Source organism: Arenimonas sp. SCN 70-307 (assembly GCF_001724815.1).
In the GTDB taxonomy this organism is placed as follows: domain Bacteria; phylum Pseudomonadota; class Gammaproteobacteria; order Xanthomonadales; family Xanthomonadaceae; genus Arenimonas.
In genome coordinates this window covers 18996-40074 of record NZ_MEDO01000004.1, presented here as the reverse complement: position 1 = coordinate 40074, position 21079 = coordinate 18996, and the positions used below count along the sequence as shown (strand labels likewise).

The 21079-nt window shown below is 71.9% G+C and carries 23 protein-coding genes; 4 read left to right on the top strand and 19 right to left on the bottom strand.

Annotated elements, in window-relative coordinates:
• Positions 1 to 16 precede the first annotated feature (16 nt).
• Positions 17 to 1435: a nitrogen regulation protein NR(I) gene (ntrC, locus tag ABS41_RS02820; protein ID WP_290590246.1), complete on the bottom strand. Its 1419-nt coding sequence runs from the start codon at positions 1433 to 1435 to the stop codon at positions 17 to 19.
• A 92-nt stretch (positions 1436 to 1527) separates the two neighbouring features.
• Between ntrC and ABS41_RS02815 the strand changes: the two genes are divergently transcribed.
• From ABS41_RS02815 to ABS41_RS02805, 3 genes are all read left to right on the top strand, one after another.
• A complete protein-coding gene (locus ABS41_RS02815; protein WP_290590243.1) occupies positions 1528 to 2118 on the top strand; it encodes a hypothetical protein in 591 nt (196 codons plus the stop codon).
• Between the two features lie 68 nt (positions 2119 to 2186).
• Positions 2187 to 2564 carry an antitoxin Xre-like helix-turn-helix domain-containing protein gene (locus ABS41_RS02810; protein ID WP_290590241.1) on the top strand — a complete coding sequence of 126 codons (378 nt, stop codon included), beginning with the start codon at positions 2187 to 2189 and terminating at the stop codon, positions 2562 to 2564.
• Entirely contained in the window at positions 2524 to 3234 is a 711-nt protein-coding gene (locus ABS41_RS02805) for an RES family NAD+ phosphorylase (protein WP_290590238.1), read from the top strand. Before ABS41_RS02810 ends, ABS41_RS02805 begins: the two co-directional genes overlap by 41 nt.
• Here ABS41_RS02805 and ABS41_RS02800 read toward each other — a convergent pair.
• From ABS41_RS02800 to glnA, 9 genes are all read right to left on the bottom strand, one after another.
• A complete protein-coding gene (locus ABS41_RS02800) occupies positions 3222 to 3788 on the bottom strand; it encodes a hypothetical protein (protein ID WP_290590235.1) in 567 nt (188 codons plus the stop codon). The genes ABS41_RS02805 and ABS41_RS02800 overlap by 13 nt on opposite strands.
• Positions 3785 to 4822, bottom strand: a complete 1038-nt coding sequence (locus ABS41_RS02795; protein WP_290590231.1) for an ATP-binding protein — start codon at positions 4820 to 4822, stop codon at positions 3785 to 3787. The genes ABS41_RS02800 and ABS41_RS02795 overlap by 4 nt, the downstream gene beginning before the upstream one ends.
• A 38-nt stretch (positions 4823 to 4860) precedes the next feature.
• On the bottom strand, positions 4861 to 5973 hold the full coding sequence (locus tag ABS41_RS02790; protein WP_290590228.1) for an acyltransferase family protein: 1113 nt from the start codon (positions 5971 to 5973) through the stop codon (positions 4861 to 4863).
• Positions 5974 to 5976: 3 nt separating this feature from the next.
• Positions 5977 to 6654: an ABC-2 transporter permease gene (locus tag ABS41_RS02785; protein WP_290590225.1), complete on the bottom strand. Its 678-nt coding sequence runs from the start codon at positions 6652 to 6654 to the stop codon at positions 5977 to 5979.
• Complete coding sequence (locus ABS41_RS02780) at positions 6651 to 7535, bottom strand: ABC transporter ATP-binding protein (RefSeq protein WP_290590222.1); 885 nt, start codon at positions 7533 to 7535, stop codon at positions 6651 to 6653. The genes ABS41_RS02785 and ABS41_RS02780 overlap by 4 nt, the downstream gene beginning before the upstream one ends.
• Positions 7532 to 7930, bottom strand: a complete 399-nt coding sequence (locus tag ABS41_RS02775) for a GntR family transcriptional regulator (protein WP_290590219.1) — start codon at positions 7928 to 7930, stop codon at positions 7532 to 7534. Before ABS41_RS02775 ends, ABS41_RS02780 begins: the two co-directional genes overlap by 4 nt.
• Positions 7931 to 8006: 76 nt before the next feature.
• Positions 8007 to 8363, bottom strand: a complete 357-nt coding sequence (locus ABS41_RS02770; protein WP_290590216.1) for a cupin domain-containing protein — start codon at positions 8361 to 8363, stop codon at positions 8007 to 8009.
• A gap of 3 nt (positions 8364 to 8366) precedes the next feature.
• On the bottom strand, positions 8367 to 9692 hold the full coding sequence (locus ABS41_RS02765) for a hypothetical protein (RefSeq protein ID WP_290590214.1): 1326 nt from the start codon (positions 9690 to 9692) through the stop codon (positions 8367 to 8369).
• 151 nt (positions 9693 to 9843) lie between these two features.
• Entirely contained in the window at positions 9844 to 11253 is a 1410-nt protein-coding gene (gene glnA / locus ABS41_RS02760; protein WP_290590212.1) for a type I glutamate--ammonia ligase, read from the bottom strand.
• A 289-nt stretch (positions 11254 to 11542) separates the two neighbouring features.
• On the opposite strand from glnA, the gene ABS41_RS02755 reads away from it, so the two are divergent.
• On the top strand, positions 11543 to 12337 hold the full coding sequence (locus ABS41_RS02755; RefSeq protein WP_290590210.1) for an undecaprenyl-diphosphate phosphatase: 795 nt from the start codon (positions 11543 to 11545) through the stop codon (positions 12335 to 12337).
• A gap of 3 nt (positions 12338 to 12340) precedes the next feature.
• Here ABS41_RS02755 and ABS41_RS02750 read toward each other — a convergent pair whose 3' ends face one another.
• The 9 genes from ABS41_RS02750 to ABS41_RS02710 all read right to left on the bottom strand — a co-directional run bounded on the left by ABS41_RS02750 (position 12341) and on the right by ABS41_RS02710 (position 20976).
• A complete protein-coding gene (locus ABS41_RS02750) occupies positions 12341 to 14362 on the bottom strand; it encodes a tetratricopeptide repeat protein (protein ID WP_290590207.1) in 2022 nt (673 codons plus the stop codon).
• Between the two features lie 11 nt (positions 14363 to 14373).
• On the bottom strand, positions 14374 to 15402 hold the full coding sequence (locus ABS41_RS02745) for an alpha/beta fold hydrolase (RefSeq protein WP_290590204.1): 1029 nt from the start codon (positions 15400 to 15402) through the stop codon (positions 14374 to 14376).
• Positions 15403 to 15408: 6 nt separating this feature from the next.
• A complete protein-coding gene (locus ABS41_RS02740) occupies positions 15409 to 16200 on the bottom strand; it encodes a lysophospholipid acyltransferase family protein (protein WP_290590201.1) in 792 nt (263 codons plus the stop codon).
• A 57-nt stretch (positions 16201 to 16257) separates the two neighbouring features.
• Positions 16258 to 16656: a hotdog fold thioesterase gene (locus tag ABS41_RS02735; RefSeq protein ID WP_290590388.1), complete on the bottom strand. Its 399-nt coding sequence runs from the start codon at positions 16654 to 16656 to the stop codon at positions 16258 to 16260.
• 52 nt (positions 16657 to 16708) lie between these two features.
• Entirely contained in the window at positions 16709 to 17317 is a 609-nt protein-coding gene (locus ABS41_RS02730; RefSeq protein WP_290590198.1) for a YkvA family protein, read from the bottom strand.
• A 109-nt stretch (positions 17318 to 17426) separates the two neighbouring features.
• Complete coding sequence (locus ABS41_RS02725) at positions 17427 to 19265, bottom strand: phosphatidylserine/phosphatidylglycerophosphate/cardiolipin synthase family protein (RefSeq protein WP_290590195.1); 1839 nt, start codon at positions 19263 to 19265, stop codon at positions 17427 to 17429.
• Positions 19262 to 19846, bottom strand: coding sequence for a YceI family protein (locus ABS41_RS02720; protein WP_290590192.1), 585 nt, complete (start codon positions 19844 to 19846; stop codon positions 19262 to 19264). Before ABS41_RS02720 ends, ABS41_RS02725 begins: the two co-directional genes overlap by 4 nt.
• A 4-nt stretch (positions 19847 to 19850) precedes the next feature.
• Positions 19851 to 20327, bottom strand: a complete 477-nt coding sequence (locus tag ABS41_RS02715) for a histidine phosphatase family protein (protein WP_290590189.1) — start codon at positions 20325 to 20327, stop codon at positions 19851 to 19853.
• A 16-nt stretch (positions 20328 to 20343) separates the two neighbouring features.
• On the bottom strand, positions 20344 to 20976 hold the full coding sequence (locus tag ABS41_RS02710) for a ParA family protein (protein ID WP_290590186.1): 633 nt from the start codon (positions 20974 to 20976) through the stop codon (positions 20344 to 20346).
• Between the last annotated feature and the right edge of the window lie 103 nt (positions 20977 to 21079).

Below are 21079 nucleotides of genomic sequence, written 5' to 3'. Positions count from 1 at the left end.
GCGCCTTAAAGCGCGGTCAAGGCGAATCGGCGGGCTTGCGGCGACGGCGGGTGGCGCCGAGCTTGCGGGTGAGCGTGTTGCGGCCCAGGCCCAGGGCTTCGGCGGCCTGCTGGCGGTGGCCATGGCTGTGTTCGAGCGCGGTTTCCAGCAGCACCTGGTCGAAGGTTTCGCGCAGGCGCGCATGCAGCCCGGGCTCGCCGCGGGCGAGCGCGGCGCGCGCCTCGTCGGCCAGCTCGCGCTGCCAGTTGCCCGCGGAGGCGCCGGTTTCCACGCGCAGTGCGCCGGACAAATCGCGCGCGGTGATGGTGTCGCCCGGCGCCAGCGCGGCCAGGCGCCAGCACAGGTTCTCCAGCTCGCGCACGTTGCCGGGCCAGTCGTGCCGCTGCAGGCGCTCGAGCGCGGCGGGCGCGAGCCGCTTGGCGGGCGTGCCCAGGCCGTCGGCGGCCTGGGCCAGGAAACGCTGGGCCAGCGCCGGGAGGTCGGCCTTGCGCTCGCGCAGCGGCGGCAGGCGCAGGCGCACCACGTCGAGGCGGTGCAGCAGGTCGGCGCGGAAGCTGCCGTCGCGCACCTTGGCCTCGAGGTCCTGGTGGGTGGCGGCGATGACGCGCACGTCCACCCGGATCAGCTCGCGGCCGCCGACGCGGAAGAATTCTCCCTCGGCCAGCACGCGCAGCAGGCGCGTCTGCAGCGAGGCCGGCATGTCGCCGATCTCGTCGAGGAAAAGCGTGCCGCCGTCGGCCTGCTCGAAGCGGCCGACGTGGCGCTTTTGCGCGCCGGTGAAGGCGCCGGCCTCGTGGCCGAACAGCTCGCTCTCGAGCAGCTCGGCCGGGATGGCGGCGGTGTTGAGCGCGACGAAGGGCTTGCGCGCGCGCGGCGATTCGCGATGCAGGGCGCGCGCCACCAGCTCCTTGCCGGTGCCGGTTTCGCCGGTGACCAGCACGTTCAGTGGCGCCTGGGCGAGCCGGCCGATGGCGCGGAAGAGTTCGCGCATCGCCGGCGCTTCGCCGACCAGTTCGTCGCCGCCGGCCTTCGCGGGCTCGTCGCGTGCGGCGGCGTCTGCCGGCGCCGGCAGCGCGCGCTCGACCAGGGCCACGGCCTCGTCGAGGTCGAAGGGCTTGGACAGGAATTCGTGCGCGCCGCCGCGGAAGGCACCCGCGGTGCTGGCCACGTCGGTGTAGGCCGACATCACCACCACCGGCAGCTGCGGCCGACGCTGCTTGAGCGCGTCGAGGAAGGCCAGGCCGTCCACGCCGGGCATGCGCACGTCGGTGAACACCAGGTCGGGCGTTTCGCCGTCGTCGAGCGCGGCCAGCGCCTCGCGCGCGCCCTCGAAGGCGCCCACGGCATAGCCCGCGTCGCGCAGGGCCTGGGCCAGCACGATGCGGACGGTGCGGTCGTCGTCGACGACCCAGAGGCGGGCGGAACGGGTGGCCATGGCGGGCCCCGGCGGACTTGGTTTGCACCATCATAGTGCAAGCGCTGGCCGTCCATTACACTCCGGCGAACCCGCCCGGTGGAGTTCCTCTGATGAGCGTCGACAGCGCCCTGATCGTCCGCAAGGACGCCCTTCCCACCGTCGCGCAGCTGGCGGCCGACATTGCGGAAACCGGCGTGGCGATGGACTTCCCTGCGGGCTTTGCCCTGGACCAGGACGTCGGGGGCTGGGTGCCCGTGGTGGTCGATGGCGAACCGAGCGGATTCAACTATGCCGTCCAGCCGCTGTCCGGGGTGGATCCTGCCGATCTGCCGGAGGGGGCGACCGAGGCGGGAGACACGCTGCTGTCCTTCGGCGGCCAGGGCAGCCTGTCCGCCGAGACGGTGTTGCTGGTCCAACTGGTCATGGGCCGCCGCTACCGGGCCAGCCTGCTGATCGAGGACGAACTGCTCCCGCCGGAGGACGGCTGGGGGCCGGGCGCCCCGCTCGACGACCTGCATGTCGGCCAGCGCGGCTCGCCCGCGAAATTGGCCGGGGAGGTGGAGGCCCGCGTCGCCCGGCACTACCCACCCCTGCCGACCGCCCGCCAGACGATGGTCAAGGACCTGGTAAAGCAGCTCGTCGTCTTCGCCATCGTCTTCGGCGCCCTCGGCGGCTTCTACCTCTGGTCCCAGCTCCGGTAAGGGCCTTCTGGCCCCGGACTTGCCTGAGAAACGAAACTGGAGCATTGTTTCTCAGGAAAGGAGGCCGCATGCGCAGCCAACCGCAAACCGTCGCCGCCCCGGAAGCCGCCGCCGTGCTGGCCAAGGCCGTGTCGCGGGCCGCCGCCCAGTTGGGCATCCCGAACGTGGCCCTGGGCCGCATCCTCGGCCTGAGCCAGGCCACGGTGACCCGCCTGCACCAGGGCAGCTACCGGCTCGAACCGGATTCCAAGCCCGGCGAGCTGGCCTTGCTGCTGGTGCGCCTGTTCCGCTCGCTCGACTCGATCACCGGCGGGCAGGAAGCCGCGCGCGCCTGGCTCGACGGCGACAACGCCGGCCTCAACGGCCGCCCGCGCGAGCTCATCCTCAGCCCGCGCGGCCTCGTGCATGTCACCGACTACCTGGACGCCCACCGCGCTCGCGTCTGAGGCGCGGGCCTGGCGCGGCAGCGCCTGGCGCGTGGTCGAAGCCCAGCACGAGGCCTCGACCCTGAAGCTGGTGGACTCGGCGGCCGAGCAGCGCCTGCTCGAACAGCTGCTCGAGGCGGCCAAGCCGCCGCTGCCGGCCGCGGCGCGCGGGCTGCATTACCTGCTGGCAACGCCCTTCCGCTATCCGCCGCTGCCGAGTGGCTCGCGCTTTCGCGCCGCCGGCGAACCGGGCGTGTTCTACGGCGCCGACCGGCTGGCCACCGCCTGCGCCGAGATCGGCTACTGGCGCTCGCGCTTCCTGGCCGACGCCAGCGGCCTGACGCGGCTCGAGCCGGTGGCGCAGACCGCCTTCCGCACCAGCATCGCCACGTCTGCCATCGACCTGCGTCGCCCGCCGCTGTCGGCCGATGCGGCGCGCTGGAGTGCGCCCGACGACTACCGCCACACCCAGGCGCTGGCGCGTTGCGCGCGCGAGGCGAACCTCGGCGCCATCCGCTACCGCTCGGTGCGCGACCCGGCGCACGGTGCCTGCACGGCGCTGCTGCTGCCCGAGGGCTTCGCTTCGCCGCGCCCGGTGGGCGCCACCCAGACCTGGTGGCTGGCGGTGCAGCCGGGCCGCGCGCTCTGGCGCCGCGGCGACGAGCAGCTGGCCTTCGACTACACGGCCTGAGCGGCGCGGAACTCCGCCGCCACCGCCGGCTCCAGCAGGAGCTTGATGATCCAGCCGTAGAGCACGCAAAAGGCCAGCGACATCAGCGCCGAGAACACGCCGATGCCGATGAAGAAGGCGCGCATGTCGGGCATCTGCCCCCGGCCGCCGTCGTGCAGCACCGAGAACTGCTCGTACATGCCCGACATCATCGAGGCCTGCAGCACCAGGCCGCCGAGGCTGGAAACGATGCCGAAGGCCATCAGGCCGATGAACAGCCAGCGCGCCCAGCCCCAGCGGCGCAGCAGGCCGAGCGCGGCGATGAAATGAGCCAGCGACAGCAGCAATCCCAGCGCGAAGAAGAGCTTGATATGGCCGAAGATCCACTGCACGTAGGGCGGCATGCCCGGTTCGGGCTGCTGCGTGGCGATCTGCTCGAAGATGTCCGCGGGGAAGATCGTGTGGATCATCAGGTTCTGCAGCAGGCCCACCAGCACGCCCAACCCGGAGAACACCAGGAACACCCAGCCCACGACGTTGACGAAGGTGGAGCGCGGCGCGGCTATGGTGTTCATTCGGTCTCCTCCGGGGCGTCGGGAACGGGCAGCAGCAGGGTGAACACGGTGTGGCCGGGGCGCGAGCGGTAGCCCAGCGAGCCGCGGTGCTCGCGCGCCACCTGCTGCGCTAGCGGCAGGCCCAGGCCGGTGCCTTCGGCGCGGCCGGACACCAGCGGCAGGAAGATGCGCTCGGCCAGGTCCTCGGGCACGCCGCGGCCGTCGTCGGCGATTTCCACGCGCAGCGCGAGCTTGTGCGCGGTGTCGCCGATCAGCACGTGGTGCTCGGCGCGCGTGCGCAGCGCCACCGTGGACGCACCCGATTCGAGCGCGTTGCGCACCAGGTTCCACAGCGCCTGCACCAGGCGGTCGGCGTCGCCCTGGAACTCGGGCAGCGACGGATCGAAGTCGCGCACCAGCTTCACCGACCAGCCCGCTTCGGCCTCCGCCAGCTGGCGCACGCGCTCGAGCACCGCGTGGATGTTGGTGGGCGCGAATTCGCGCGGCGGCGCGGGGTTCATCAGGCGCTCGACCAGGGCCGCGAGGCGGTCGACCTCGCTGCCGATCAGCTCCACCAGCTCGCGCGAATCCTCGCCCTCGACGCGGCGCGCCAGCAGCTGCGCCGCGCCCTTCATGCCGGCCAGCGGATTGCGGATCTCGTGCGCCAGCCCCTTGAGCGCGGCCGAGAGCGCGGCCGGCAGTGCGGTGGCGGGATCTTCGCCGGGGAATTCGTCGGCCGGGTGCGCCTCGAGGCAGATGCCGCCGTCCGCGGTGCGCGCCAGCCACAGCTCGGCGAAATGCTCGGCGGCGCCGGGAAACGCCAGCCGGCCGCGGCGCACGCGCAGCGCCTCGCCCGAAGCCGGCAAGCGCGGCAGCAGCTCCGACAATCGCCCGCCCTCGGCGTCGAGCTCGGCCAGCGCCACGCCCTGCAGGCGACGCGCGCTGATGCCCAGCCAGCTGGCGAAGGCCGGGTTGCAGCCCTGCAGCCGGCCCTCGGCGTCGAGCCAGGCAACGGGCGTGGCGAGCTGGTCCAGCGGTGGCGCGTCGGGCGTCATCGCCCAAGCATAGTGGAGCCGCGCGGCCTGGGCGCGGCTCAGCCGATGAAGCGGGCCAGGGGCGTGTGCCGCACCGTCAGCTGGTACACGAGCAGGCCGCCGGCCAGCGTGCCCGCGCAGGACAGCCCGAGCTTGGCGCCGGCGCTCCATCCGAGGTCCATCAGCCCGTACTGCAGCGCGAACAGCAGCGGCAAGTGCACGAGGTAGAGCGTGTAGGACGCCTGCGAGAGGTAACGCATGGGCGCGCTGGGCCGGTCGAGCCAGCGCCGACCAGCGAGCAGGCAGGCCAGCGTGAGCCAGGTCGCCAGCACCGCTTCGAGCGCGGCGATCGGCCACGAGGCGGTGGGCGCGGGCGACGCGTTGGCCAGCCCGCGCAGGAACAGCAGGTAGGCGACGGCGATGCCCGCCCACAGCCATTTCGACAGCGGTGCCAGGCGCGCCAGCCAGTCGGGCTGGCCCTGGAGAAGCACGCCCAACGCGTAAAACGCGCCATAGAAACCCAGTGCCCAGAACGTGGGCAGCAGGCCCTCGGGCGCGGGGTGCGGGGCGCTCACCGACGCCAGCGCCGGCAGCAGCAGCAAGGGCAGGCCCAGCAGCACCCAGGCCGGGTGGCGCTGCAGCAGCGCGGCGGCGCGGCGGCCCAGTTCCAGCGTGCGCGCCACCCAGTGCAGCACCGACAGCAGCAGCAGGTAGTACAGGAACCACAGGTGCGCCGTGCCGGGCGGCGGCGAGGGCGGGTCGGGCTGCTGCATCCACTCGCGCACCAGGGCGAGCACGGCCGAAGAGTGCTCGACGTGCATCGCCGCCCAGCCCGTGCTGGCGGAGAGCGACCAGGCCACCAGCGGCCAGGCGACGAGGAAGGGCAGCCCGATGCGCCGCAATCGCTGGCGCGCCAGCGCCGCGCCGCCGCGTCGCGCGATGAGGTGCGCGGCGAACCAGCCCGCCACCAGGAAAAACAGCGGCATGCGCACCAGGTGCAGGCCCCAGGCCACCAGGTCCACCGCCGGCAGCGTGGCGCGGTCGGCCGGCGGCCACCAGGGCTGCATCAGCGGGCTGTAGGCCAGCGCGGCGTGGAAGAACACGCCGGCCAGCATGGCCAGCGCGCGCAGGTGGTCGAAGTAGTGAAGCCGCGCGTTTTCGCCTTCGGCCACGGCTCAGTAGAACGCCGGCTTGCGCGCGTGGTGCCAGGCGGTGGCCGCCAGCACCAGCAGGCCCAACCCGCCGAGCACGGCCAGCAGGCCCAGGGCCTCGGGCGTCCACACGATCGCGTCCTGCGCGATGCGCGTCTGGATGGCCGGCACCTGGCCGAGCGCCATCAGGTAGGGATTGATCAGCACCATCGAACCGATCATCGCGAAGGTGGCCCAGCCTTCGGATTCGACCGACATCGCCACGGCGAGCGAGACGGCGAAGGCGAAGCCGATCCAGGCGAAGACCAGCAGCGAATACACCACCAGCCCGTCCGGCAGCGGCGTGGCCAGCACCACGCCCACGGTGCCGGCCAGGATGACAACGAAAGGCACGGCGAAGGTGAGCAGGTTGCCCGCCAGCTTGGCGGCGGTGAAGTCGAGCGGCGACACCGGCAGGCTCATGGCGAAGGCCAGGGTCTTGTCCTTGCGCTCGACCAGCAGCGAGGTGGAGATCGAGAAGCAGGCGCTGGCCACCATCACGATGATCAGCATCAGCGAGCCCACGTAGAAGGCCCAGGGCTTGCCCAGGCCGATGAAGCACAGCGCCACGAAGCCGGCGAGCACGTACAGCGCCAGCTGCTTCTGGAACAGCTGCCAGTCCTTGAGCACCAGCAGGCGCACCACGGGGAGGTTGAGGTTCATGCCACGGCTCCCGAACGAACGGCGGTGATGAAGATGTCCTCGAGCGCCATCGGGTCGTCGCGTTGCACCTGCAGGCCGCTGGCGGCGAGGCGTGCGGGCAGGTCGTCGCGCCATTGGCGCACCTTGAGCTCGACCAGGCTGCCGCTGGTGCGCACGCTGGCGAGCTCCGGCCAGGCCGACAGCCCGTCGGGCGGCGTGCCCTGGCAGAGCAGGCGGCGCCAGCGGTCGATGAAGGCGTGCTTGTCGTCGCTGGCCACCAGGCGACCCTGGTGCACGAAGGTGATCGCGTCGGCGAGCTGCTCCACGTCGTGGGTGTTGTGCGAGGAGAACAGCACGCTGCGGCGTTCGTCGCGCAGCACGTCGGCCAGGGCCTCGAGCACCTCGATGCGCGCCACCGGGTCGAGGCCGGTGGTGGGTTCGTCGAGCAGCAGCAGGCGCGGGCGACGGGCCAGGCACAGCAGCAGCAGGGCCTTGACCCGCTGGCCGTGCGAGAAGCCATCGAGGGGCTGGTCGGCGCGCAGGTCGAAGCGCTGCACCAGGGCGGCGGCGTAGTCGGCGTCCCAGCCGGGGAAGGCGCGGCGCACCAGGTCCATGTGCCAGCGCAGGCTCTGCGTGCGGTACAGGCGCATGTCTTCCGAGGCGAAGCCGATCTCGCGCTTGGCGGCCACCTGGCCCTCGGGCAGGCGGTGGCCGAGCACGCGCACCTCGCCGGCATCGGGCGCGGCCAGGCCGGTGAGCAGGCGCAGCAGCGTGGTCTTGCCGGCGCCGTTCACGCCCACCAGGCCCATCACCTGCCCCTCGGGCAGCGAAAGGCTGATGTCCTGCAGCGCGAACTGCGGGTAGCGCTTGCTGATGCCGCTGAGTGAAAAGGCGGGGGTCATGGCGTGTTTCCTGGCGGGGTGGGAGTGCGCGCGTCGTCGGCGGCGTCGAGCAGGCGGTGCAGTTCGTCGCGGTCGAGGCCCAGGCGCGCGGCGAGCGCCAGCAGGGCCTCGAGCTGGCGGCGCAGTTCCTCGTGCATCAGCACGCCGGGCAGGTCGGCGCGCTCGGCCACCACCGAGCCCTTGCCCTGGCGGGTGGCGATGACGCCGGCGCGCTCGAGCTCCTCGTAGGCGCGGCGCACCGTGATCACGCTCACGCCGCTGTCGGCCGCCAGTTCGCGGATCGAGGGCAGGGCCTGGCCGGGGGCCCAATCGCCGGCCATCACCCTGGCGGTGACCTGGTCGACGATCTGCTGGTACATCGGCCGCGGGTCGCTGGCCGACAGGAGCAATTCCATGGGCGCGGGCTTACTGTGCTGCTGTTATATGCACAGTATGCACAGTGGTTTCGGAGGGTGCAAGCCCCCTCCGGGCTCAGCCCGCCGGCGGTTCGCTGATGACGAAACGCTTGGTGGTGGTCTCGAGCACTTCCCAGGTGCCGCGGAAGCCGGCCGGGATGACGAAGGCGTCGCCGGCACGCAGGGTGGTGGCCTGGCCGTCCTCGTCGGTGAGCACGCTCACGCCCGACAGCAGCAGGCAGTACTCGCGCTCGGTGTAGGCGATGCGCCACTTGCCCGGCGTGCAGCGCCAGCGGCCGACGTAGAAGCCGCTGGCCTCGTCGGCGAACTCGAGCCAGGTGTCCTGCACGGGCTCGCCGGCGAGGACGCGGTCGGCGGCGATGGGTGCGGTGTCCGGCACGACGGGCAGCGGCAGCTTGATCACCTGGGGCATGGCTTACTCCGGCAGCGCGATGCGGATCGGGTTGCTCGTGTTGTTCGGCGCGAGGCGCAGCGGCAGCACCCAGTGGCCGTCCTCGACGGTGAGGGTGTAGCCGGGCGAGGCGGCGTTTTCCGGCACGGCGTCGATGGGCAGCTCGCCGCCGACCGCGGCGATGGCGGCCAGGTGCAGGCGCAGCGAGGCGGCGTGGTCGAGCAGGCGGTCCTGGTACCGGTCGTAGGTGGGTGCGGCGATGTCGGCCAGGGTTCGGCTGAAGGGCGCGGCCCAGAAGTCGACCGAGGCAAAGTCCGAGGGCACGAAGGAGGCCACGGGCACGTCGCCGGCGAGGATGGCGGCCTTGCCTTCGTCGCTGCACAGAGGCGCGAAGTGGGTGGCGCTCCAGCCGCGCATCAGGCGCTCGCTGGTGAGGGTCCAGCGCATCACGGCCTGTCGCGGATGCCAGCCCTCGCGGCCACCGCCATCGACCTGGCGCGAGACCGAGGCCACCATGCCGTACTCATGCTTGAAGGCGCCGCAGGCCAGGTAATGCTCCTGCACCACCGGCGCCAGCGCCTGCGCGCAGGACGCCGGCATCGGCGCGGCCGGGTCGGCGCGGCGGAGGCCCAGCACCAGGCCGGCGGCGCCTTCGATGAGGGCACCGTGCACCATCTTGTCGATCAGCATGCCGTCCTGGGCGAAGAAGCGGCGCTCGGCGGCCAGCAGGCCGCAGGCGCGATCAAGTGCGCCGGGCAGGTCGCCGTCGAGGGCCTGCAGCGCGATGGCATTGAGCGGCAGGCGCAACATCTGGAAGCCGGCGAGCGGTGAGTCGATGGCCAGCGGGTAGGGATTGGCGAGGTGGTCGGACGCCAGCGCGCGCTCGGCGAGGTCGAGCCGGACGGTCTCGGCCTGCAGCCATTCGCGCACGACCGGTTCGTTGCCGCGCATCACCGCCAGGCAGTCGGGTTCGTTGATGTCGCAGGCGCCCTTGGGCAGATTGAGCGCGGCGCGCGCCGGGTAATCAGCCTTCAGCGGCGACTCCCACACTTCCTTGGACTCGCCGCGCATCGTCATCCGGTCGGCGGCGCCGGCATGCCACTCGCCGAACGCCGCCAGGTCGCGCGCGAGCGCGGCGTCGAGTTCGTCCGCCGGGATGTCGAGGTCCGGGAAGGCCAGGTACTTGAAGCCGCCCTCGCCCGCCGGCGGCGGCGGCAGCGGTTCCATCAGCGCCAGCGCGGCGCGCTCCTCCTCGCCGAAGGCGATCCAGCGCAGCACCTGCACCAGCAGCACGTAGCCCACCAACAGCGCCAGCAGCCACACGAAGGATTTGCGAAGCCACTTCAGCATCGGGAACCTCGGGGGCAGGCAGGAAAATGGGGCCAGGGAACATTAACGCTTCAAGCCTTTGCCTGAAACGTCGATGTTCCCTGGCCCCATCAAAGCAGCGGCCCGGGGGGTGGCCCGGGCCGCTGGCGTCCGACTGGCTCGTGGGGGAGGCTCAGACGCCGTAGTACAGCTGGTACTCGAGCGGGTGGGTGGCCGCGCGGAACTTGGTCACTTCCTGCATCTTCAGCGCGATGTAGCCGTCGATGAAGTCGTCGCTCATCACGCCGCCGGCCTTGAGGAACTCGCGGTCCTTGTCCAGCGCCTCGAGGGCCTGGTCGAGCGAGTGGCAGACGGTCGGGATGTTCTTCTCTTCTTCCGGCGGCAGGTCGTAGAGGTCCTTGTCGCTCGGCGCGCCCGGGTCGATCTTGTTCTTGATGCCGTCCAGGCCGGCCATCATCAGCGCGGTGAAGGTCAGGTAGCCCGACTGGATCGGGTCCGGGAAGCGCATCTCGATGCGGCGCGCCTTCGGGTTGGCCACGTAGGGGATGCGGCACGAGGCCGAGCGGTTGGAAGCCGAGTAGGCCAGCATCACCGGCGCCTCGAAGCCCGGCACCAGGCGCTTGTAGCTGTTGGTGCCCGAGTTGGAGAAGGCGTTGATGGCGCGGGCGTGCTTGAAGATGCCGCCGATGTACCACAACGCCAGCTGCGACAGGCCGCCGTAGCCGTCGCCGGTGAACAGGTTCACGCCGCCCTTGGCCAGCGACTGGTGCACGTGCATGCCGCTGCCATTGTCGCCCACCAGCGGCTTGGGCATGAAGGTGGCGGTCTTGCCGTTGCGGTGCGCCACGTTCTTGACGATGTACTTGAGCATGAACAGCTCGTCGGCCTTCTTCACCAGCGAGTTGAACTTGGTGCCGATCTCGCACTGGCCGGCGTTGGCCACCTCGTGGTGGTGCACTTCCACTTCCTGGCCGGCGGCCATCAGCAGCTTGCACATCTCGGCGCGGATGTCGTGCAGCGAATCGGTCGGCGCCACCGGGAAGTAGCCGCCCTTCACGCCCGGGCGGTATCCGGAGTTGCCGCCCTCGTACTTCTTCTTGCTGTTCCAGTGCGCTTCCTCGGAGTCGACCTCGAAGAAGGTGTTGCCCATCTCGTTGGCCCAGCGCACCGAGTCGAAGATGAAGAACTCGGGCTCGGGGCCGAAGAAGGCCTGGTCGGCGACGCCGCTGGCCTTGAGGAAGGCCTCGGCGCGCTTGGCGATGCCGCGCGGGCAGCGCGAGTAGCCCTGCATGGTGGCCGGGTCGAGCACGTCGCAGGTCAGGATCAGGGTCGGGTCGGCGGTGAACGGGTCGAGCACCGCGGTGTCCGGATCCGGCAGCAGGATCATGTCGGACTCGTTGATGCCGCGCCAACCGGAAATCGAGCTGCCGTCGAACATCTTGCCGTCCTCGAACAGCGCCGGCTCGACGATCGACACCGGGAAGGTGACGTGGTGCTGCACGCCGCGCAGGTCGGCGAAGCGCAGGTCCACGAACTCGATGGCGTGGTCCTTGATCAGTTTCTCGATGTGGCTGTACGGCATGGGAGGGCTCCGGCGGGGTTGGGGATGCTGGAGGGTTGCAAGGGGTGTGCCAAGGGGACGGGGTTCGCCAAGTGCTTGATTTGTAATGGCCATGGCGTGATTCGCCAGACCAGGTTGCACTTGTTTGGTGCGTGTATTTCTTGCTTGGCGCCAAGTTGGTGCGCGCGAAGGCCTGGGGTCGGAGGTAATTCGCTTCAGCGAATTACCTCCGACCCCGTGCCTTTCCCCGCCGCGCCCGACAACCGGCAAGGCGGCTATGCTTCACGGCCAGCCCCCGACCCGGACCACCGTGAGCGACCTGTTCAACGCCCTGCTGCTCGGCATCATCGAAGGCCTGACCGAGTTCCTGCCGATCTCCAGCACGGGCCACCTGCTGATCGCCCAGCACTGGCTGGGCGCGCGCTCGGACCTGTTCAACATCTCGATCCAGGCCGGCGCCATCCTGGCCATCACCCTGGTCTACCGCGAGCGCCTGTGGCAGCTGGCCACGGGCTGGGGCGTGGCGGCGCAGCGCGACTACCTGCTCAAGATCGCCGTCGCCTTCGCGGTCACCGCGGTGGTCGGCCTGCCGGTGCGCCTGCTGGGCTGGGAACTGCCCGAAACGGTGACGCCCATCGCCTGGGCGCTGGTGATCGGCGGCGTCTGGATGCTGGTGGCCGAGCGCCTGGCCGAGCGCGGCCCGCCCAGCGACACCGTCACCTGGAAGATCGTCGTTGCCGTGGGCCTGGCCCAGGTGCTGGCCGGCGTGTTCCCCGGCACCTCGCGCTCGGCGGCGGCGATCTTCATCGCCATGCTGCTGGGCCTGAACAACAAGCCCCGCGCCGCCGAATTCGTGTTCCTGGTGGGCATCCCCACCATGTTCGCCGCCAGCGGCTATGCGCTGCTCGAAACCCTGCTCGAGGGCCAGGCCGGCGACGAAGACTGGGCCGGCCTGGCGGTGGCTTTCGTGGCGGCGACGGCGACGGGCTTCGCCGCCGTGCGCTGGCTGCTGCGCTACATCACCACCCACCGCTTCGCGCCCTTCGCCTGGTACCGCATCGGCCTGGGCGTGGCGCTGCTGCTCGGCCTGCCGGCCGGCGGCTGAGGCTCAGGCGGCCGGGTAACCCAGGCGCTGGGCCACCGCGCCCAGGCGCGCGAACTCGGCCTCGAAGGACGGCAGGTAGTGGCGCCAGTGGCCGGCCGGGAAGCGCAGGTCGCGGCCCACCAGCGAGGGCAGCGGCTCGGACAGGCCCAGGGCCTTTTCCAGCGTCTCGGCGGCCACGGCCGCGTCCTGGTCCAGGTGCACCAGCACCAGCTTGCCCGGCTCGCGCTCGCCCAGGTCGGCCAGCGACTCGAGCGTGCGCGCCAGCCACTCGGCGGCCATCGCCGGCTCGGCCGGGAAGGCGTAGCCCTGGAAGGCGCCGCGCACCATCCAGTTGAGGAAGGCATCGCGCGGATCCACCAGCACCGCCAGCCAGCGGCTGTCGCCGAGGGCGGCCAGGCTCTGGGCGTCCACGTGCGGCATCCAGTCGACGATCTTCGCCGGGTCGAGGCCCTGGGCCTCGCGCCACTGGCGCCAGCGCTCGGCACTGCCGGCTTCCGGATGGCCGGGCTCGAAGCGCAGCACGCCGAAACCGTCGGGCGCGATCAGGTTGCCGATGCGGTCGGTGCAGAACTGGATGCCCAGGCGCGACTTGAGCGTGCCCAGCAGGTGGCGCGCGTCCAGGCCGGTGATGGTCCACAGGAAGCTCGAACCGGCGCTGCCGGCCGTGCCTTCGCTGGCCGGCAGCACGTTCGGCAGCGGCACCGGCTGCTCCACCGGCAAGCGCAGCATGGCGCGGAAGCGCTCGGCGGCCTCGGCGTGGCGGCCCATCAGGTCGAGCACGGTGCCCAGCGCGTGTTCGATGACGCGGCGCACCGGGTCGGCGGTGGCCTTGTCGAGCATGCCCTGCAGGCGCGCCAGCGCGGCCTCGGGGGCCGAGCGCGCTTCCTCGCGGGCCTTGATCAGGTTGCTGGTGAACAGCTCCGGATTGCGCGCCAGGGCCTCGTCGGCCAGGCGCAGCGCGGCCTCGAAATTGCCGCGCGATTCTTCGTGGATGGCGTTCACTTCCAGGCAGGCCAGCGAGCCGGGCAGCGCCTCGCGCCAGCGCGCGAGCACGGCCAGCGGGTCGCCGCCGGTGGCGACGGTGGCCTGGTGCAGCAGGCGCCAGGCGCCGTCGTTGCCGGGCGCGGCGGCCACGGCCGCCTCGGCGCGGGCGAGCACTTCGGCGCCGCGGCCGGACTGCACCATCAGCGGGATCATGGTCTCGAGCACGGGCAGCGCGGCCGGCTGGGCGTCGAGCACCGCGCTGAAGTCCTCCAGCGCCGTGGCCACGCGGCCCAGGTCGAGGTGCATCTGGCCGCGCAGCGCGTGCAGCGCGACATCGCCCGGGCGCTTGGCCAGGGCCTCGTCGACGGCCTGGAAGGCCTCGTCTTCCTTGCCCTGGGCGACGCGCGCGCGCACCAGCAGCTGCACCGTGGTGTAGGCGTACGCCGCGTCGTTGGCCAGCGCGTTGGCGAAGGCCTGCTCGGCGAAGGGCCACATGCCGCGGGCCATGTAGGCGCGGCCCATGGCCAGCTGGGCGGTGGGCGACTTGGGCGCCGCCTGCACCGCGCGGGTGAAGGCCTTGAGCGAATGGTCGGGCTGGCCGCGGGCGTCGGAGACATAGCCCTCGATCACCAGCACCTGCGGATGCGCGGGCGCGATGCGCTGGGCCAGGCGCAGGTTGCGTTCGGCCTCGTCGATGTTGCCGTTGGCCAGCGCGTCCTGGGCCAGCAGCACGTAGGCCACCAGCAGGTTCGGGTTGAGCTGCACGGCTTCGGCCAGCAGGCGCAGGGCCGGCTCGCGCTCGCCGCTGGCCAGCTGCATCGAGGCCAGGCTGACGCGGTGCTCGGCCTGGTCGGGGGCCAGCTCGACCGCGCGCTCGAAGGCGGCGCGGGCGCCGCGGACGTCGCCGGTGCGCTGCAGGGCGACACCGAGCAGCTGGTGGGCCTGGGCGTTCCCCGGCTCCTGGGCCAGGAGGTCGCGGGCGTGGGCCAGGGCGGCGGCGGTGTCGCCGCGGCCGAGGGCTTCGGTGATGTCAGCAAGCATGGGCGTGTTCTTCAGGCAGGCGCGGAAACGGCCATTGTAGCCGCCCCGGCGGCCGAGGCCGCGGCTTCCAGCCGCTCGGCCACCCAGCGCTCGCCGAAGCCGCCCAGGTGCAGGCCCTCCAGGAAGCCGCAGTGGCCACCGAACTCGGCGATCTCCAGGCGCGAGTGCGCCGGCAGGGCCAGGCCCGGGAAGCCGTCGACCGGGATCACCGGGTCGTCGGCCGCGGCCAGCACGCTCACCGGCACCTGCAGCGCGGCCAGGCGGCCGCCGGCGACCGCGTAGCCGTCGAAGTAGTCGTTGATGCCCGGCATCGCCGTGTGCCGGCGCACCATCCAGTCGGTGAGGCCGCGCATGTCCAGCGCCATCACCTCGTCGCCGAAGTCGTGCCGCTCGGGGAACAGCGCGCGCTTGCGCAGCAGCGAGCGCCGCCACTTGCGCATGAAGTACCAGTGGTAGAAGCGCGGCCCGGTCTCGAGCGCGCCGAGCACGGCGGCCGGGTCGATGGCCGGGCACACCGCCGCCGCATGCACCAGCGGCAGCCCGGCGGCGGGTGCGGCCAGGGCCAGTCGCAGGGCGAAGTTGCCGCCCAGCGAGAATCCCGCCGCCAGCATCGGCCGCGAGGGAAAGCGCCGCGAGACTTCCACCGCCGCCTGCACCACTTCACCGAGCCGGCAGGAGTGGAACAGGTCCTCGTTGAGGTGGTGGGTGTCGCCGTGGTCGCGGAAATTGAGCCGGAACACCTCGAAGCCGCGCGCCAGCAGGGTGGCGGCGCTGTGGCGCATGTAGCCCGACTCGGCGCTGCCCTCCCAGCCGTGCAGCAGCAGCACCAGGCCGCGCGGCTCCGCGCCGGGCACGAGGCTGTGGAAACCCTGCAGGCGCACGCCGTCGTCCACCTCGACCACGTGCTCGGTGGTGACCGCGCCCAGCCGGCGCAGCGCGCGTTCGCCGGCGGCGCGGCGCGGCGGCAGTGAACTGAGCACCGACTGCAGGTGCGGGTTGCGCAGCCAGCGCGGCGGGCGGAACTCGGCCCGGTGCGCCATCGCCGCTCAGCCCGCCATCGCCGCGGCGATGCGCTCGCGGCAGGTTTCGGCCATGCGCCGGCGGCCATCCTCGCTGGCCGCCACGGGCTCGAGGAAATGCACCTCGGCCACGCGCCCCGGCTCGCCCAGCAGGCGCACGAAGTTGGCGAAGAAGCTCTCGCGCTCGCCGAAGGCGACGATGGTCTGGGCATTGCCGCGCTGGCCGTACTTGAGCGCCACCGGCTGCGCCGGCACGCCGGCCAGCACCGCCGGCTGGAAGATGCGCGCATGGAACACGCCCACCGCGTCGCCGCGGGTGGTGCGGCCTTCCGGGAACACGCCCACGGCCTGGCCCGACTGCAGGCGCTGCACCATCTGGTGCATCACGCCGTGCAGCGAGTCATTGCTGCCGCGGTGGTGGTAGATGGTGCCGCCGCGGCTGGCCAGCCAGCCCACCAGCGGCCAGCGGGCGATCTCGGCCTTGGCCACGAAGCCCATCATGCGCTGGCTGTGCATCAGCTCGATGTCGATCCAGCTGACGTGGTTGGCCACGAACATCACCGCGCCCGGCAGCGGCGTGCCGTAGCGGCGCAGGCGGAAACCGAAGATGCGCATCAGGCCGGCCGACCACAGCCGGATGGCGCGGTGGTCGAGCCGCTCGCCGCCGGGCGCGATGCGCGCGCTGAGGGGGTTGATCAGCAGCAGCGTCACCGGCAGCGCCACCAGCAGGTGCACCAGCAGCAGCGGCAGACGCCAGAGGTAGCGCAGCGGTCGGCGCCAGTCGGAGGACGGGCGGGCCGCATCGGGGGAGGTCGACATTGGCCGCATTGTGCAACAGCGCGGCGCGGGAAACACCCGACGCCGGGGTACGCGGGCTCAGGCGCGGATGACGGCGCCGGTCATGCGCGCCAGGCAGGCCAGGCGGCCGCGCGCGTCCTCGATGCGGATTTCCCAGACCTGGGTGGCGCGGCCGACGTGGACCGGGCGCGCGGTGCCGGTCACCAGGCCGGCGGTGACGGCGCGGATGTGGTTGGCATTGATCTCCAGGCCGGCCAGCTGCTGGCCGGAATCCGCCGGCAGGCACAGCCAGCCGCCGAGGCTGGCCAGGGTTTCGGCCAGCAACACCGACGAGCCGCCGTGCAGCAGCCCGAATGGCTGGCGGGTGCGTTCGTCCACCGGCATGGTGCCGCGCAGGAAGTCGTGGCCGTGCTCGGTCAGCACGATGCCCAGGTTGCCCGGCGCGGTGCCGGGCAAGAGGGCGTTGAGGGCGTCCAGGCCCGGCCGCTGGCGGAATGGGCCTTCGTCAGGGCCTTGCACGGGGCGCGGCTCAGCGGACGCGGATCATGCCCGGGCGGTAGGGCGTGGTGTAGCCGCGGCGCTGGTAGCCCGAGCTGTCGCCGTAGCCGCTGCCGGTCTGGCGGTTGCGGCGGCGGTGCATGCGGTCGACCAGCTCATCGCGGCGGGCCTCGAGCCAGTCGGCGCGGCCAACCTGGGCCGGATCCAGGCCGCGGCGCTCGGCCTCGCCCTGGCGGAACTCGCAGAACTCGTCGTAGGCATCGAGCTCGTGCTTGAGGTCCTTCACGCACATCTCGATGGCGATGGCGTCGTCGAAGTAGCCCAGCACCGGCACGCTGTCCGGGATGACGTCCTTCGGGTCGGCGAAATAGACCAGGGCCGACAGCACGCGCTGCTTGTCTTCCTCCGGCAGGTGCCAGCCGTCGTCGCGCAGCATCGCGATCAGGGCGTCGAGCCGGTCCAGGCGCTCGGCGATGAAGTCGGGCACCTCGACCTTGCCGGCGCCTTCGAGCAGCTTGGCCGAGGCGGCGATGATCTCGTCGGCGCTCTTGCCGGCGGCGGCGGCGCGGGCGGCCTCCATGGCCTGGGTGAAGTGGGCGAGGTCGCGGTCGGAGAGTTCGAAGCTGATCTGCAGGGGCATGCGGGCGGGTCCGGCGGTTTCAGTGGACAAGGACGGCCAGCCTAGGCCGGCCCGCCGGCAGCGTCAATCGAACGCGGTTCCGGGCCGGGGCCACCGGGCCGCCGCCGGCTCAGAGAATCGGCACCAGGCCGGCGCCGAAGGCCGTCACGATGCGGGTGTAGACGGTCTTGAGCGGCAGGTCGACCTCGGGGAAGGCGCCCACGTCCTCGTGGCAGTCGTAGAAACCCGGGTCCTCGGGCGGCAGCGGGTTGCAGCCCTCGCGCAGCTCGAAGCTGCTGGCATAGGGGAAGGGCCAGATGTCGAAGATCGGCAGCTTCTCCGAGAGCTTGCCCAGGCTGTAGCTCAGGCCCGAGAAGATCGGCGGCTTCTCGCGCCGGGCGATGGTCCAGGCGTTCTGCGGCTGCATGTCGAGTTCGATGCTGGCGCGCAGCGCCACGGCGAATTCGTGGTCGTGCACCACCACCATCGACTCGGTGTTGAGGTTGTCCGAGCGCGGGTCGAAGTTGTGGCTGCCCACCACGCCGATGCGGTCGTCGATGACGATCGACTTCGCATGCAGGCCCACGCGCACGCCGGCGCGCTTGAGCGGCACCGGCCCCGAGGCCGAACCGGCCGAGCCCGAGCCGAAGATCGGCAGCGTGGCCATCCTCGGGCCCAGGGCGCCGGTGGCCGCCACCTCGATCGGCGACTTCGCCGGATAGGGTTTGTACTCGCGGATGCGGAAACCCAGCTCGCGCAGGTAGAGCCGCTTGTACTTGTGGCTCATCGCGTACACCGGGAAGGCGTCGGTGGCGGCCAGCGAATTGGTCGAGATCCACACCGCCGGCGGGTCCTCGCGCCGGTGCATGAGCCGGAACAGCCGGCGCGCCTCGCGCGAGAGCACCAGGTAGGGCGTCTGCAGCACTAGCTCGGACCGGGTGGATTCGACCAGGTCGCGCATGGCCACCGAAGCGTCCTCGTGCGCCTTCTGGCCGCCCACGTGCTTGTTGGGCAGGTCGGCGTGGAAGTCGACCTGGCCGACCTCGAGCGTCAGCGGGGCCAGACGCTCCCACACCGCCGTGCCATTGGCCGACAGCGCCTGCATGGCCTGCACGCGCGGCGACTTCTCGCGCCCCGGGTCGAGGTAGGGATGCGGCGGCGAGCCGGCGTTGGCCAAGCGCTCGGAGACATCGCGCAGGGCCTGGGCCTGGCGGCTGCGCTCGAAGGTCCAGAAGGACTCGAAGTTCCCGCGCATGGCGGCGGCCACCGGGCCGGCCACCAGGATGTCGCGGTCGCGGTAGTTGTAGCTCGGGCCCCAGTCGAAGTAGCGGTCCTGGATGTTGCGGCCGCCGGTGATGCCGGTGTGGCCGTCCACCAGCAGCAGCTTGGTGTGCATGCGCCGGTTGAAGTCGCCGAAGCAGCACAGGATGCCGGCGGCGTACTCGAGCTGCTGGGTCTTGGCTTCGTTGAAGGTGGGGTTGTACAGGCGCAGCTCGAAGTTCGGGTGCGCGCCGGCCAGGCTGGCCTGCAGGCCGGGGTTGGGCAGGCCGTAGAGCTGGTCGAGCAGCACGCGCACCTTCACGCCGCGGCGCGCCGCCGCCAGCAGCTCCTCGAGCACCAGCAGGCCGCTTTCGTCGGTGTCGTAGATGAAGCTCTGCAGTTCGATGCTCTCGCGCGCGGCGCGGATCAGGTGCACGCGCGCCACCAGCGCGTCCTGGCCGCGCTCGAGCAGGGTGACGTGGTGGCGCGGCGCGCCCGGCGCGGAGGCGGCCAGCGCCTGCTCGCCCAGGGCGAGCAGGGGCGAGTCCACCGGCCGGCAGGCAGCGTCGCCCGGGTCGGTGCACGATTCGGCGACGGCATGCGCGGCCTCGACGGCGTCGAAGGCCGCGCGCCGCTGTTCCGGGCTGATGGTGGCGCAGCCGGAGGCCAGCAGCAGCAGGCAAAGCAGCAGGGGCAGGCGCAGGTTCATCGCGGCTCAGGTTGCCGCAGGCGCACCCGGAAGTCGAAGCCTACTTCGTCCTTGAGCCACACCCGGTAAGCGTCCATTCCGAATTCGCGGCGGCTGACCTCGCCCGAAACGTGGATGTCGCAGTCGTAGCCGGGGGCGTCGCAGCTTTCCGGGTCCACCTCGAAACGCACGGGCCGGCGCACCTCGCGCAGCTCGAGCTCGCCGGCCATCACGCCGCCGGCTTCGACCAGGGCGGGCTCGAAGGGCGCCGAGCGGAAGTGGATCCAGGGGTGGGCCTGCACGTCGAGGAACTTGGGCGAGCGCATCGAGCGCGCCATCCATTCCGGGCCGTCGAGCACCAGGCCCTGGGCGTCGAGCCGCACCGAGACCTTGAGCTGGCCGCCGGGCAGGCGTTCGAGTTCGCCCTCGAGGCGGCCGAAGACGCCCTCCACCCGGCCACCGACACGCAGGTCGACCTCGATGGTGGCGCGCGACTGCTGGCTGTCTAGCTGGGGCGCCGGTTCCGGCCCTGGTGCCTGGGCCGCGGCCGCCGCAGGCAGCAGCAGGGAGGCCGCCAGGACCAGCCCGGCGCGCGGGTTCATCCGCTCAGGGCCACCAGAAGGCGGTGAGCCGGGCGATGCCGGGCTCGAAGCCGGCGTCCTCGGGCATCTGCAGCACCGCGACGGCGCCGGCCGGCATGCCGCGGAAATCGCCCGACTGGCCCGAGGACAGCAGGGCCGCCAGCTGCTCGAAGCCGGGGTTGTGGCCGACCATCAGCAGGCGCGCCTGGTCGCGGTTGTCGTCGGCCACCTGCATCAGGCGGCCCGGCGTGGCGTCGTAGATGCGCGGCTCCTGCCGGCACTCGACGTAGCCCAGCGCGGCCATCACCGTCTCGCAGGTCTCGCGGGTGCGCCGCGCCGGCGACACCAGCACGCGGTCGGGCAGGTAGCCGTGCTCGCGCAACCAGCGCCCGGCGGCCTCGGCCTCGGCCTGGCCCTGCAGCGACAGCGGGCGGTCGAGGTCGTCCTGGCCGGGGGCGGCCGGTTCGGCGTGGGCGTGGCGCAGCAGGATCAGTTCGCGCATGACGGTCCTTGTCGGCTCAGAGGGATTTTCTCAGCCACTTCAGCAGCGGCGCCCAGTCGTCCTGGTGGCTGCGCACCTGCTCGGAGTGGTAATCGAACACCGACTTGCCCAGGCCGGCCAGCAGCACGTAGGCCTGGGTGTCGCGCAGCTGGGCCACCAGCGGATACGGCCAGGCCTGCAGCTGCTCCATGGCCTGCTGCGACGCGCTGGTCCAGGGCTTGAGGCGGTTGCCGACCAGGCCGACGGGCAGCTTGCCCTTCTTCACCCGCGGATGGGCGACCAGGCTGTCGAGGAAAGGCACGGTGGCCTCGATGTCGATGGCCGAGGGCAGCACCGGCACCACCACCGCGTCGGCGATGTCGAGCACGGCGGTGAGGTCGGGGCCCATGGCGCCGGCGGCGGCGTCCACCACCAGGCGCTGGATGCCCTCGGGCAGGTGCTTGTCCCAGTTGCGCCGGCAGCCATCGAGCGGCAGCACGGCCGAGGCCATCTGGGCGCGCTTTTCGCACCAGTGCGTCGAGGACTTCTGCTTGTCGGCGTCGAGGATGGCCGTGGCCTTGCCCTCGAGCGCGAAGTGCGCCGCCAGGTTGGTGGCGACCGTGGACTTGCCGGCGCCTCCCTTCGAACTTGCGACCAGGATCGTGCGCATGCCGGGCTCCGCAGCGGGACGTGGGGCCACTCTACCCCGGCCGGCGGCGGCCGGGGAAGGTTGCCGAGCAGAAACTCTAGACGCGTGTGTGAGCGTGGGGTGA